This window comes from Sphingopyxis chilensis, from assembly GCF_035930445.1.
In the GTDB taxonomy this organism is placed as follows: Bacteria; Pseudomonadota; Alphaproteobacteria; order Sphingomonadales; family Sphingomonadaceae; genus Sphingopyxis; species Sphingopyxis chilensis.
Genome location: NZ_CP142394.1, coordinates 3,372,784 through 3,386,132 on the forward strand (window position 1 = coordinate 3,372,784; position 13,349 = coordinate 3,386,132).

The 13,349-nt window shown below is 65.4% G+C and carries 10 protein-coding genes; 6 read left to right on the forward strand and 4 right to left on the reverse strand.

The window, feature by feature from the left end; all coding sequences use genetic code 11:
* Positions 1–91: 91 nt before the first annotated feature.
* The gene (locus tag VSX79_RS15805) at positions 92–1,843 is read left to right on the forward strand and encodes a fatty acyl-AMP ligase (RefSeq protein ID WP_326913823.1); all 1,752 of its coding nucleotides are present in this window, start codon (positions 92–94) and stop codon (positions 1,841–1,843) included.
* Positions 1,844–1,885: 42 nt separating this feature from the next.
* On the opposite strand, the gene VSX79_RS15810 is transcribed toward VSX79_RS15805, so the two are convergent.
* Positions 1,886–2,536 carry a TrmH family RNA methyltransferase gene (locus VSX79_RS15810; RefSeq protein WP_326913824.1) on the reverse strand — a complete coding sequence of 217 codons (651 nt, stop codon included), beginning with the start codon at positions 2,534–2,536 and terminating at the stop codon, positions 1,886–1,888.
* 181 nt (positions 2,537–2,717) lie between these two features.
* Between VSX79_RS15810 and VSX79_RS15815 the strand changes: the two genes are divergently transcribed.
* Both VSX79_RS15815 and VSX79_RS15820 read left to right on the forward strand, forming a co-directional pair.
* Positions 2,718–5,072, forward strand: coding sequence for a putative bifunctional diguanylate cyclase/phosphodiesterase (locus tag VSX79_RS15815; protein WP_326913825.1), 2,355 nt, complete (start codon positions 2,718–2,720; stop codon positions 5,070–5,072).
* 165 nt (positions 5,073–5,237) lie between these two features.
* Positions 5,238–5,813: a CHAP domain-containing protein gene (locus VSX79_RS15820; protein WP_179493738.1), complete on the forward strand. Its 576-nt coding sequence runs from the start codon at positions 5,238–5,240 to the stop codon at positions 5,811–5,813.
* 113 nt (positions 5,814–5,926) lie between these two features.
* Here VSX79_RS15820 and VSX79_RS15825 read toward each other — a convergent pair whose 3' ends face one another.
* From VSX79_RS15825 to VSX79_RS15835, 3 genes are all read right to left on the reverse strand, one after another.
* Positions 5,927–6,196: a DUF3297 family protein gene (locus VSX79_RS15825; RefSeq protein WP_179493736.1), complete on the reverse strand. Its 270-nt coding sequence runs from the start codon at positions 6,194–6,196 to the stop codon at positions 5,927–5,929.
* Positions 6,197–6,290: 94 nt separating this feature from the next.
* Entirely contained in the window at positions 6,291–8,579 is a 2,289-nt protein-coding gene (locus VSX79_RS15830; RefSeq protein WP_326913826.1) for a TonB-dependent receptor, read from the reverse strand.
* 387 nt (positions 8,580–8,966) lie between these two features.
* Positions 8,967–9,443, reverse strand: coding sequence for a hemerythrin domain-containing protein (locus VSX79_RS15835; protein ID WP_179493734.1), 477 nt, complete (start codon positions 9,441–9,443; stop codon positions 8,967–8,969).
* A gap of 275 nt (positions 9,444–9,718) precedes the next feature.
* On the opposite strand from VSX79_RS15835, the gene VSX79_RS15840 reads away from it, so the two are divergent.
* From VSX79_RS15840 to VSX79_RS15850, 3 genes are read left to right on the forward strand one after another with little or no spacing between them, the layout of a single operon-like run.
* A complete protein-coding gene (locus tag VSX79_RS15840) occupies positions 9,719–10,885 on the forward strand; it encodes a PepSY-associated TM helix domain-containing protein (protein WP_326913827.1) in 1,167 nt (388 codons plus the stop codon).
* The gene (locus VSX79_RS15845; protein ID WP_326913828.1) at positions 10,882–11,058 is read left to right on the forward strand and encodes a hypothetical protein; all 177 of its coding nucleotides are present in this window, start codon (positions 10,882–10,884) and stop codon (positions 11,056–11,058) included. Before VSX79_RS15840 ends, VSX79_RS15845 begins: the two co-directional genes overlap by 4 nt.
* 46 nt (positions 11,059–11,104) lie before the next feature.
* Positions 11,105–13,270 carry a TonB-dependent receptor gene (locus VSX79_RS15850; protein WP_326913829.1) on the forward strand — a complete coding sequence of 722 codons (2,166 nt, stop codon included), beginning with the start codon at positions 11,105–11,107 and terminating at the stop codon, positions 13,268–13,270.
* Positions 13,271–13,349: the final 79 nt, after the last annotated feature.

The following is a 13,349-nucleotide window of genomic DNA, read 5'->3' on the forward strand; positions in this document are numbered from 1 at the left end:
AAACAACACAGGGTTCGCGCACCTCAACATGGCTCAGAAAGATGACATGCTTGTTGCCGCACGGCCCGTATCGCGGGATGTCGCAGCTCCTATGACCGATACCGACATGAACTCGACCGATGCGCTCGTGCCGACGCCAACCGAATGCGCGCAGCCGCGCCGCTTTTCCGACTTCGCGACCGTGGGCGAGGCACTCGATTATGCCGCGCGCGGTTCGCGCGGGCTCAATTTCCACGATCCGCGCGGAAAGCTGGTGCGTCCCTATCCGTACAGCGAACTCAAGGCCGACGCGCTGGCCACCGCTTACCGCCTGATCGCGGCGGGCGTGCAGCCGAACGACCGCATCGCGCTGATCGCCGAAACCGGCGCCGAATTCGCCGCGCTCTTCTTCGGAACCATCTACGCCGGCGCGTGGCCGGTGCCGCTGCCGCTGCCGACCAGCTTCGGCGGGCGCGATTCCTATGTCGGCCAGCTCGTCGTCCAGCTCACGAGCTGCGACCCCAAGCTGCTGTTTTTCCCGCCCGAAATCGCCGCGATGGCGATCGAGGCGGCCGAACAGCAGAATGTGCAGCCGGTCGACTGGAGCGAATTCGAAAAGCGCGCCGCCCCCGTCGCGGCGCTGCCCGAGCAAAAGACCGACGAGACCTGCTATCTCCAGTACAGCAGTGGCTCGACGCGCTTTCCGCACGGCGTCGCCGTGACCCACGCCGCGCTGCTCAACAATCTCGCCGCGCACAGCCACGGCATGGAGCTTCAGGACAGCGACCGCTGCATTTCGTGGCTCCCCTGGTATCACGACATGGGCCTCGTCGGCTGCCTGCTCTCGCCGGTCGCCAACCAGGTGTCGGTCGATTATCTGAAGACCGAGGATTTCGCTCGCCGTCCGCTCGCCTGGCTCGATCTGATCAGCCGCAACAGCGGCACGACGCTCAGCTACTCGCCGACCTTCGGCTACGACATCTGCGCGCGCCGCGTGTCGAGCCAGACGCATGTCGCCGACCGCTTCGACCTGTCGCGCTGGCGCGTCGCGGGCAATGGCGCCGACATGATCCGCCCCGACGTGATGCAGAGCTTCGTCGACGCCTTTGCCGACGCCGGGTTCAAGGCGAGCGCCTTCCTGCCGAGCTATGGCCTCGCCGAAGCGACGCTCGCGGTCAGCATCATGCCGCCGGGCGAAGGCATTGTCGTCGAACTGGTCGAGGAAACCGAATTGTCGGGCGCCGCGAATGATTCGGGCCGTCCGACGCGCTACCGTGCGATCGTCAACTGCGGCCGCGCCGCGCGCGACATGGTGATCGAGGTCCGCGACGAAGCGGGCAATGCGCTGCCCGACCAGACCGTCGGCAAGGTGTGGTGCACCGGCCCCTCGCTGATGACCGGCTATTATCGCGACCCCGAATCGACCGCCGCCTGCATGAAGGACGGCTGGCTCGACACCGGCGATATGGGATATTTGTCGGACGGTTACATCTATATCGTCGGCCGCGCCAAGGACATGATCATCATCAACGGCAAGAATCATTGGCCGCAGGATATCGAGTGGGCGGTCGAGCAGCTGCCGGGCTTCAAGTCGGGCGATATCGCGGCCTTCGCGATCACCACGCCGGGCGGCGAGGAAACCCCCGCGGTGCTCGTCCAGTGCCGCACCAGCGACGAGGCCGAGCGGCTCGCGCTGCGCGAGACGATCCGCGACCGCGTCCGCGCGATCACCGGCATGAACTGCCTGATCGAACTGATCCCGCCGCGCACCCTGCCGCGCACCAGCTCGGGCAAGCTCAGCCGCTCGAAGGCGCGCGCGCAATATCTCGCCGGGGAAATCCAGCCCTTCGCGATGGCAGCATAACGCCGGGCGCGTCCGGTTTCGACCGATTGCGGACATAAGCTCCTATCGATCGGCCGCCATTATCGTTGGTAATGGAGTGGCGCGCTCGCCCCTGTGGTCGCGCAGCCGATGCTTGCTGGCATATTCGCGCCTTTGCTTCGTTACCTCATACAAGACGATCCCGGAGCTTGTCGCGAGATTGAGGCTCTCGATCATTCCAAACATCGGAATGCTAACGCACATATCACTTCGCGCAACTGCGAGATCGCTCAGCCCTCTTGCTTCGTTACCGAACCAAACTGCAAGTTTCGCGTGCTCTGCAAAATCAGCTTCATGGAGATACTTGTTCGTTTTCCCCTTAACGTGTGGCGATGTGGCTATGGAGACGAAACGGTTCTTCTCAAGGTGAGCGAGGCACTCCTCGGTGCTGTCGAACCGCTTAACGAAGGTCCATTTAACGGCAGAGACTGAGAGCTTCGATAGCTTGGGTTCGGAACGCAATTCCTGCCAATCGTCCGACAAGACGTGACGCGGGTCCACGACGTAGACCTTCTCCGCCCCCAAGGCGTTCACGTTGCGAATGATGGTGCCGATGTTACGGGGGTTCTCCGGTTCCTCGATCACCACGATCAGGTTCTTGCAGCGAAAGTCCCTGATTTGGTCGGCCCGCTGCCGCGCAGGCCTCTTCGCTTCTGTCACTTGTTCAGTCGTCACTCGCGCCTCCGCCGATTGCCGCACGCATACCCTATACATGGCGAAGCACCAACGTCCGCTTCCCACCCCAAAACCGACGCTCGCAGCCGCCGCCTGCGCTGTCCCTCGCCGGCACAGAAATTCGCACCCGAACAGCGCGATGGTTACCTTCGGGTAATACCCGCGCGCTAGAACCGCGGGCGTGAAAAGCCTGCTGACCGACCCTATTGCTGCCGAAGAGATACCTGTGCGGGCCCTGTTGGGGCTGGGCCCGCGAAATCAGGACATCGGCAACCTCCGCCAGCTCCAGCTCGCGCCGCTTCGCGGCCGCGGTTCGCTGCGCCTGTTGATGGGCATCGGCATGGCGTTCGTCGCCGCCTTCACCATGGTCCACAGCACGCCCTTTGCAATCGCGGCCGGATGGCTCGCCTGCGCCCTCGCCTTCGCACTCTGGTCGTTTGGAAAGTTCAACCGCCTGCCGCTCGGCGATCCCAAATTGTCGGGAATGGCCGAATATCGGCTGTGCAATCGCCACGCGCTCTATTCGGCGCTGCTCTGGGGCGCGCCCTTCTGGTTGCAGGGGCTCGCTCCGACGCTCGACCATGTCCTGTCGATGTGGACGATCGCGGTGCTGATGATGGTCACCCTGTCGATCGTCGCGCACAGCGTCCCGCTCGCCTGTATGCTGTTCATCATCCCTGTTTCGCTGTCGGCCGCCGCCGCGCAGACGCGGGCCGGCGCGCCGCAGCTCGCCGCCGTCGCGCTCGTCGCGGGCTTCCTGCTCTCCGCTTTCTGCATCCGCTTCGCGCAGAGCCATATCCGCTTCCGCCGCGCCGAAGAGACGCTGCACGAAAAGACCGAGACGGTCAGCCTGCTCCTGCGCGAATTCGAGGAAACTTCTGCCGACTGGCTGTGGCAGACCGACAACAGCCGCCGCCTCGTCCATGTGTCGCCGCGCCTCGCCTATGCGCTCGGCAGCAGCACCGAGGGGCTCGAGGGCATACCGCTGCTGCAGGCGCTTTCGGGTGATGCGTGGGAAACCGGCCTGTTCCCGAAAAGCCTGCACGACATGGCCGAGCGGATGAAGCGGCGCGAAAGTTTCTCGAACCTGATCGTCCCGGTGACGATCGGCGGCGCGCCGCGCTGGTGGGAATTGTCCGCTTCGCCGCGCCTCGACGAAACGGGCAAGTTCCTCGGCTTCCGCGGCGTCGGCTCGGACGTCACCGAAAAGCGCGCGACCGCCGAACAGATTGCCAAGATGGCGCGATTCGACAATCTCACGGGCCTCCCCAACCGCCTCAGCCTCAACGAGGATCTCGCCCGCGCGCTGACCCACGCGGTCGAGGCGAAATCGCGCTGCGCGCTGCTCATGATCGACCTCGACCGCTTCAAGGCGGTCAACGATACGCTGGGCCACCCCGTCGGCGACAAATTGCTCGCGCAGGTCGCGGCGCGGCTCAAGGGGCTGATGGAGCGCGGGATGACCTGCGGCCGGCTCGGCGGCGACGAATTCGCCGTCGTGCTCCACAATGTCCCCTCGGCCGACGCCGCCGAAGAGCTGGCGCAGCGGATCATCACCGCGATCAGCCGCCCCTATGTGGTCGACAATCATCAATTGTTCGTCGGCGCCAGCATCGGCTTCGCGATCGGCCCGACCGACGGCGCGACGGTCGAAACGCTGACCCGCAACGCCGACCTCGCGCTCTACAAGTCGAAGGACAAGGGCGGCAATGTCGTCGCCGCCTATGTCGCATCGTTGCACGCGCAGGCCGAGGAGCGGCGCGTGATGGAGCAGGAACTGCGCGGCGCGCTCGAACGCGGCGAGTTCGAGCTCTATTACCAGCCCGTCGTCACCGCCGCCGACGGCACCTTGAACGGCTTCGAGGCGCTGATCCGCTGGCACAACAAGAAGCTCGGCAACGTCTCGCCCGGCCGCTTCATCCCGCTGGCCGAGGATGCGCGCCTGATTTCGCCGATCGGCGAATGGGTTTTGCGCACCGCGTGTCACGAGGCGATGAAATGGCCTTCGAACCTGAAGGTCGCGATCAACGTGTCCGCCGACCAGCTCACCGATCCCAGCTTCGCCTCGGTCGTCGTCTCGGCGCTGGCGCAGAGCGGGCTTCCGCCGCAACGGCTGGAAATCGAAGTCACCGAAAGCGTCTTCCTGCGCGACGGCGGCGGCGCGGCGCAATTGCTCGACCAGCTGATCGGGCTCGGCATCCGCCTGTCGCTCGACGATTTCGGCACCGGCTATTCGTCGCTCGGCTATCTGCGCAAGACGCAATTTTCGACGATCAAGGTCGACCGCAGTTTCGTCGTCGGCGCCGCCAAGGGGAGCATCGAATCGATCGCGATCATCCGCGCCGTCGTCGCGCTTGCCGACAGCCTCGGCATGTCGACGACCGCCGAGGGGGCCGAAACCGAGCTCGAGGTCGAAACGCTGCGCAGTTTCGGGTGCAGCAATATCCAGGGCTATTATTACGGACGTCCGATGCCCGCCGCCGACGTGCTGACCCTGTTCCGCCGTCCGGGCGACGTGGCGACCGTCGCTGCGTGACGGCGACCAAGCGAAGTCCCTTCGCGACGAATGGAACGCCTTAACAAAAGGTTCCCCCGCCCACCGCATCCGTGGCGCGATTCGTCGCTAGACGGGTGGTGGACGCCGCAGGGCGTGGCAAAGATCCTGCAACGCTTGAAGACAAGCATTGGGGGGTCGCATTCCATGCTCCATCGTCGTTACCTGGCTGCCGCCATCGCGTCCGTGATGACCGTCACCGGACTGTTCGCGAGCATTCCCGCCGCGGCCCGCGATTATCTGCAATGCGTCCCCTTCGCCCGCGCCGAATCGGGCGTCGAAATCCGCGGCAATGCCAAGACCTGGTGGTCGCAGGCCGCCGGCACCTATGCGCGCGGCGAAGAGCCGCGGAAGGGGGCCGTCATGGCCTTCGCCGGCACGCGCGGCATGCCGATGGGCCATGTCGCGGTGGTCAAGAAGATCGTCAGCGACCGCGAGATCCTGATCGACCATGCCAACTGGTCGCCGATCAACGGCCGCCGCGGCCAGATCGAGCGTGACGTTCGCGTCGTCGATGTCAGCGACGCCGGCGACTGGAGCATGGTGCGCGTCTGGTATGCCCCGATCGGCGATCTCGGCCTGCGCGCCAATCCGGTGCAGGGCTTCATCTACGCCGACGGCACCCGCGAAGAGGCGCCGAGCTTCAAGGCGCCCGTCTGGGTGCAGAACGACTGGAAACCCGGCAACGGCCTTGAGGTCGTCGCCGCCTCGCTCGGCAACTGAGCCCTCCCCCCCCCCACCTTCCTGGGCTCGGCGAGCGATGAAGCCACTCGGGGCGGCCCGCCGCTCCGGGTGGTTTCTCCTTTGGGCGCGGTGCTTCAGGGGGCCCGCTCGATTCAGTCCGCGGCGGGTGCGTCGCCTTCGCCGGCCGCGTCCTCGAACCAGGCTTCGACCGGGCCCGACAGCTTGATCGTCATCGGCTGGCCGAACCGGTCCTTCGACTTGCCCGCCGCGACGCGGATCCAGCCTTCGGAGATCGAATATTCCTCGACGTCGGTGCGCTCGACGCCCTTGAAGCGGATGCCGATGCCGCGCTGCAGCACCTCCATGTCGAAATGCGGCGAGCGGGGGTTGGTCGACAGGCGGTCGGGGGGCGTATCGGTCATTTGAATGTTTCCCAGAAAATGATGGCGCGGCCCTAGCGGGACCGCGCCATCATCGTCAATCACTGAGAGGCGGCACCGGCGCGCCCTGCATCGGTCAGAACCCGGCCTTCACCGTCACGAAGAACTGCTGCGGCGCCCCCGCGAGCAAGGTCTGGGCGTCGCCGCTGTTCGCAAAGCCGTTGGTGCCGATCGTCGACACATAGGCCTTGTCGAACAGATTGGTCGCATTCGCCTGGATCGATATGCGGTCGGTGAAACGATAACCGATGCTCGCATCGACGATCAGGAACCCGCCGACCTCGGCGTCATTCTCATAGGAATAATAGCGCTTCGACGTATAGTTCGCACCGACGCGCGCGAAGAAGTCGCCATTGTCCCAGGTGATTTCGCCCTTGGCGAGATGTTTGGGCGAATTGACCACCGTCTTGCCCGCCGTCGCCGCAACGACGGCGCCGGCCGCGTTCACGACGTCATCGCGATATTCGGAATCATTATACGCATAGGACGCAAAGAGCGCGAGTTCGGGCGTGACGCGAAAGGTGCCCGCCGCCTCGACCCCCCACGATCGCACATCGCCGACATTCTGCAGGATCGCGGGATTGCCCTGAATGCCCGATCCGTTGGCAAAGGCGATGATGCGGTCCTTGAAATCGACATAATAGCCCGCGATCACGCCCTGGAAGCGGGGCGATTTGGTGCGGAAGCCCAGCTCCCACGTCGTCGAGGTTTCGGGCTTCAGGTCGAGCGCGTCGAACCCCGCCTGCGTCGTCGCAAAGGGACCGCCCGTCGCCGAGCTTTCAAAGGCGCGCATATTCTCGGTGTAGCTCGCGAACAACTCGTTATCGTCGTTCAGGCGATAGAGCAGGCCCGCCTGCGGCAGGAACCAGTCCTTCGCCTCGGTGCGCCCCGACGCGAGCCCGCCACTGACGATCGGCGTCGCATTATTGGTGACGCGCAGCCCCTTCCAGCCCGCGTTGAGCCGGAAGCTGCCCAGGTCGAGCCTGTCCTGCACATGATATTGCAGCGTCTGGGTGTTGAAATCGAACGCCCACTGCGTCGCGAGCGGGTCGGCCGGGAAATCGAGGCTGCTGCGGCTCGGCGCTCCCGCCGTGTCGGCAAGACCATAGAAGCGCCGCGCCTGGTTGAAGTCGTTATCCTCGTACCACATGCCGATTTCGAAGCTGTTGGCGCCGACCTCGAACAGGCTGGAGGCGAGGATGCCGTACCGCTCGATCTCATATTCGGTGGTGCGGATCGTGATCGGCGCGCCGCCCGGCGTCGTCACATAGGGGGTGAACCACAGGCCGCGCCCCTCGTTGCCGTGATAATAGCCGGTCGCCTTGAAGGTCCAATATTCGCCAAGCGGCGCCTCGACCCCGGCACCGGCGAGCCAGTCCCTGCGCAAGCCCGCCGCGTCATAATAGGCGTCGTCGACCGTCGCGATCGGCGCGGGAAAGACGAGACCGGCATCCGGATAGGGCAAGGGCGTGCCCGCAGCGCCGCTCTGGCTGACCTGGTTCTGGTAGATTTGCGCGACCCGGACGGCGAGATCCCAGTCCTTCGCATAATTGTCCCAGTCGTAACCGAGGCGGCCGATCATGTCGGCGCTCATATCCTGATAGTCGTTCTCGCGGCGGTCCGAGTAATTGACGAAGCCAAAGAAGCGGCCGTCGCCGACCGGCTGGACGAGGCGCGCATTGACCTGATGCTGGCGCTGAACGCCTTCGCCCTTCCACTTGTCGGCATCCTGCCACGCATAGCTCAGCGACAGGCGCGTGCCCCCCGCGAACAGCTCGCCGCTGTCGACCCGGACAAAGGCCCGCTTGTTGTCGTCGCTGCCATAGGTGCCCGACGCCTCGACCCCGAACGCCTCGCCGGGCTCGCGCGAGAAGAATTCGATCGTGCCGCCAAGGTTGCTCGTCGACGCCGCGCCGAGCGACCCCGCGCCTTGCGCGACCTCGACCCGCCCGACATTCTCGCCGATGATCGCGCGGCTGATGTGGAGGCCGTTATGGTTGCCGTAATTCATGTCGCCCAGCGGAATGCCGTCGAGCGTGAAGCCGAGCTGATTCTGGCTGAAACCACGGATCGAGATGCGCGCCGACCATTCATAGGCGCCGAACGGGTCGGCTGAGGTGAAATTGACCCCCGGCAGCTTGTCGATCGCCTTGAGCGGGCTGACCCCCGCGACCTCGAGCGCGATGTCGGCCGCGCCCAGTTCCTGCACCTGGCGCGCTTCACCGCGCCCGAGCACGACGATCTCGGCGACGTCGGCGCTTTCCGCCGCCGCTTCGACCGTTTCTTCCGCGAGGGCCGGTGTTGCTGCGAGCACGGCAATCAAGGCGGCCCCGGCCCGCAGGCGGTTCCCGAACATGGTGGTCATCTGGTGAAATCCCCTTTGCCCGGCGCCGAAATGACACCGGATCGCGCGGGGGTTAGGCGGGTGATATTGCGGCGTGGGGGCAAAGGCGTGACGCGGCGATGACCGAATCAAGAAGGAACGGCGGCAACGGGCCCGCCAAAGCAGGCGGAACCAACCGTCGCGGTGACCAGCTGCCCCGGCGGGCGAAGAGCGAAATCTAGGGCTTCGTCGATTATGCCGATGTCACGCTGCTCGAACGCCCCGCGATCGCGCACACCGGGTTCGTGCTCGGCTGCCGGGGCGGCGGCGTGTGCCTGTCCTACGCCGAAAACGCGACGATCGGCCTGGAAGTGGCGGATGCTTGGAAACAGCCGGTGCCGGGTTTCGACCAGGACTGGCGCGTCGCGCTCAGCTGGAAACTCTCGATTCGTCCATGACCGGCGCAGCAATCGCGGCGCCCGATGCGTAGAGCGTTTCGGCGAGCGGATACAGCTCGCGCTCCTCGCGCTCGACGCGCATGGCGAGCAGGTCGAAGACGATCTTCGTCTCGCGGCAGAAACCGGGCCAATCGGCCGCGACCCGCTCGCGCGTCCATTTTTCGTCATAGGCGACGAAATCGGCCGCAAGGCTGCCCATCTCGATTTCGAATTCGCGCGTGATCCGCATCAGCTCGGCATCGCCCGTGGACATCAGCCGCGGATAGAGGATCCAGTCCTCGCATTTCAGGTGCCGGACCAGTGCTTCGCGCAACTGCGTCCGCGCGTTGGCCAGATCGTCCGCGACGGGGGGATCGGGCAGGTCTGCCATGCCGAGGATGATGCGCGACAGCGTGACCAGCGCCGCATGTTCGGCGCGCAATCGCTGCATCTCGCGGCCCAAGGGCATAGTTGCTCCAGCGGTGCGAGCGGTCCCTCGGTCGCCATCATAGCCAGCGCATCGTGAAAAGAAAGTGAATTGGCATTTCATCATCGTGGCGCTTCGGGTGGCGGCGGCGCGAACCACTTCCGCCGCGCGCACCGTCGACCGGCCGGCCGCGTGGCCCGAACGATGGAGTAGCTGGCCCGAATGATGGGGTCCGGCCCCCGAATCGGGTTGTCAATCCGGGGCGCACGCCATAGGGCGCTATTGATTATTCCTCGCAATAGCGGCAGCTTTCCTCCATGCAACGCGCGACCATCCGCACATGGTTCCTGATCCACAAATGGACGAGCATCGTCTGTACGGCGTTCCTGCTGATGCTGTGCGTCACCGGCCTGCCGCTGATCTTCCACCATGAAATCGACGAGCTGACCGAGGAAGCGCCGGCCTATGGCATGCCCGGGGTCGGATCGTCGGGCGAGGCGCCGGGCCTCGTACCGCTCGACGCGATGCTCGCGAAGGCGCTCGCGGCGCGTCCCGGCGAGGTGCCCGTCTTCATGGCGTTCGATAATGAACAGCCGTCGATGACGGTCACCACCGCGCCGCAGCCCGACTCCCCCGCCGAGGATATGACGATCCAGATCCTCGACCGCTCGACCGGACAGGCGACCGCGACCGTCGATGAAAGCGGCGTGATGCACTTTCTGCTCCAGCTCCACACGGACATGTTCCTCGGCCTGCCCGGCATGCTCTTCCTCGGGCTGATGGGGCTGCTTTTCGTGGTCGCGATCGTCTCGGGCGTCGTGCTCTACGCGCCCTTCATGAAAAAGCTCGACTTCGGCACGCTGCGCACCTCGCGCAGCCGCCGCGTCAAATGGCTCGACTATCACAACCTGCTCGGCATCGTCGCGCTCGCGTGGATGACCGTCGTCGGCGCGACGGGGGTGATCAACGCGCTCGCGACCCCGATCTTCCAATATTGGCAGATGACCGAGCTCGCCGAGATGACGCGCGCCTATGCCGGCAAGGGCGCGGTGGCGCCCGCGGATTACGGCTCGATCGACAAGGCGATGGCGGCGGCGCGCCGCGAAATCCCCGGCAACAATCCGCAGTTCATCGCCTTCCCCGGCGGCGCGTTCAGCAGCAAGCATCATTATGCGGTCTTCTTCCAGGGCGACACCCCGCTCACCGAGCGGCTGCTGACCTCGGCGCTGATCGATGCCGAGACGGGCGAGTTCACCGACGCGCGCCCGATGCCCTGGTATGTGAAGGCGCTCGCGCTGTCGCAACCTTTGCACTTCGGCGACTATGGCGCGCTGCCGCTCAAGCTGCTTTGGGCGATCCTCACCCTCTTCACGATGATCGTCCTCGGCTCGGGCCTCTATCTCTGGCTCGGCAAGCGCCGCAGCGGCACCGACGCGCTGGTGCGCGAGGTCGAAAGCGGCGGCGAACTGGTGCCTGCCGAATGAACAAGCAAGGCCTCAGCGCAATCTTCGCCATCCCGCTGTTGCTCGCGCTCGTCAGCATCGCCGGCCTCGTCGTCGCACTTACCGGCGACGGGGTGCGCGATGCCGCGTCGTGGGCCGCGCTTGCCATACCGGTTTTAGCCGTCGGCTGGGCGATGCGCGCCCGCCGCACCTGAATCACGTCACGCGCGGATCCATGCCGCGCTTACAAGGGGAATATCAGTGACCAGATCGACCATCCGCACCGCGCTCGGCCTCTCCGCCGCGTCCGCCGTGCTGGCTGCCGTACCCGCCGTCGCGCAGGAAGCGACCGCGAGCGAGGACATCCTCGTCACCGCGCAGCGGGGCAACCAGACCGAAGTGATCGCGGGCGGCAATGTCGGCATCTTCGGCACCAAGGCGGCCGAGGATGTCCCGTTCAATATCCGCAGCTATAACGAGGCGCTGATCCTCAACCAGCAGCCCGATTCGCTGGGCGAAGTGCTGGAAAATGACCCGACCGTTCGCACCGCGCTAGGCTTCGGCATCGCCGGTGAAGTCTTCGTCATTCGCGGCTTCGACCTGTCGTCGGACGACGTCGGCTTCGACGGCCTCTACGGCATCACCCCGCGCCAGATTGTCGCGCCCGAACTCGTGTCCTCGGTTCAGGTCATCAATGGCGCGAGCGCCTTCCTGAACGGCGCGGCGCCCGGGGGCAGCGGCATCGGCGGCAGCGTCAACATCCTCCCCAAAAAGGCCGAGCGCGACATGATCCGCGCGACGCTGGGCTATACCTCCGCTTCGCATATCTCGGGCGCGGTCGATGTGGCACGCCGTTTCGGCGCCAATGACGAATGGGGTCTTCGCATCAACGGATCGGCCCGCCGCGGCGACATCGCGATCGATGACGAGTTCCATTCGAGTTACGTCCTCGGCGCCACGCTAGATTACAACGATGGCCCGCTGCGAGTCGCGCTCAACCTCAACTACCAGCGCCTGAACCAGAAATACTGGCGCGGCCAGGTCGGCATCGGCGGGGTTATTCCGCGCGTGCCCGAAGCCGACACCAATTATTCGCAGCCGTGGAGCCAGATCCTGACCAAGGATTATTTCGGCACCTTCAGCCTTGAGTATGATGTGTCCGAAGCGGCCATGCTCTACGCCAGGGTCGGCGCGCGCGACGGCCGCGAGGACCAGACGACTGCTGGCATAACCGTCAACGATCCCGTCACCGGCGCCGCGACGGGCAGCGGCTCCTACGTCCCGCGCGAAGACAATAATGAATCGGCCACCGCCGGCATCCGCATCAAGCTGGAAGGCGGCGGCATGAGCCACGAGATCAACGCCGGCGCCGCGGTGAGCTGGCAGGTCAATCGCAACGCCTATGACTTCGGGGCCGCCTATCCCGCCAACCTCTACGACCCCATCGTCGTGCCCGCGCCGGCGCCGGGCGGCTTCGTCGGCGGCGACCTCGACAATGTGTTCCCGATCGGCCGCAACCGCGTGTCGAGCGTCTTTTTCTCGGACACGCTCGGGCTGTGGGGCGACCGCATCCTGATCACCGGCGGCCTGCGCCTGCAGGAGATCAAGACGACCTCTTATTCCTATACCGACGGCGCGCGCACCGGCGGCTACAAGGAATCGGCGGCGACCCCGGTTCTCGGCCTCGTCATCAAGCCGGCGTCCGGCCTGTCGCTCTATGGCAACCGCATCGAAGGTCTGGTGGCAGGCTCCACCGCGCCGTTGACGATCGATGACGGCAACGGCAACGATATCCCCGTCGTCAATCGCGGCGCGGTGCTGCCGCCGGTCAAGTCGACGCAATATGAAGTCGGCGGCAAGCTGAACTTCGACCGCTTCAACGCCGGTCTCGCCCTGTTCCAGATCGACAAGCCCAACAGCTTCGTCGATCCGCTCACGCTCGTCTATGGCAATTACGGCACCCAGCGGAACCGCGGCGTCGAGATCACGCTCGACGGCGAGCCGGTCGATGGTCTCCGCATCATTTCGGGCCTGACCTTCAACGACGCCAAGCTGCGCCGCACCGAAGGCGGCGTGAACGAAGGCAATGACGCCGTCGGCGTGCCCGACGTGCTCGCGAACGCGAACCTCGAATGGGATCTGCCCTTCCTGCCCGCGCTGACGCTGGTCGGCCGCGTCGTCTACACCGGCAAGCAGGCGGTCGACGCCGCCAACACGCTCGAACTGGACAGCTGGACGCGCTTCGACCTCGGCGCGCGCTATGTCGCGCTGGTCCGCGACACACCGCTCACGCTGCGCTTCAATGTCGATAATGTCGCCGACAAGCGCTATTGGGCCACGGCCTATAATGCGTTCAGCGCCTTCGGCTCGCGGCTGCTCCAGGGCGGACCGCGCACGTTCAAGGCATCGGCTTCGATCGAATTCTGATGCTCGCGATCCTCCCCGTGGCGCAGCCATGGGGAGGTGGCAGCGCGCAGCGCTGACAGAGGGGCTATAGCGCGACGTC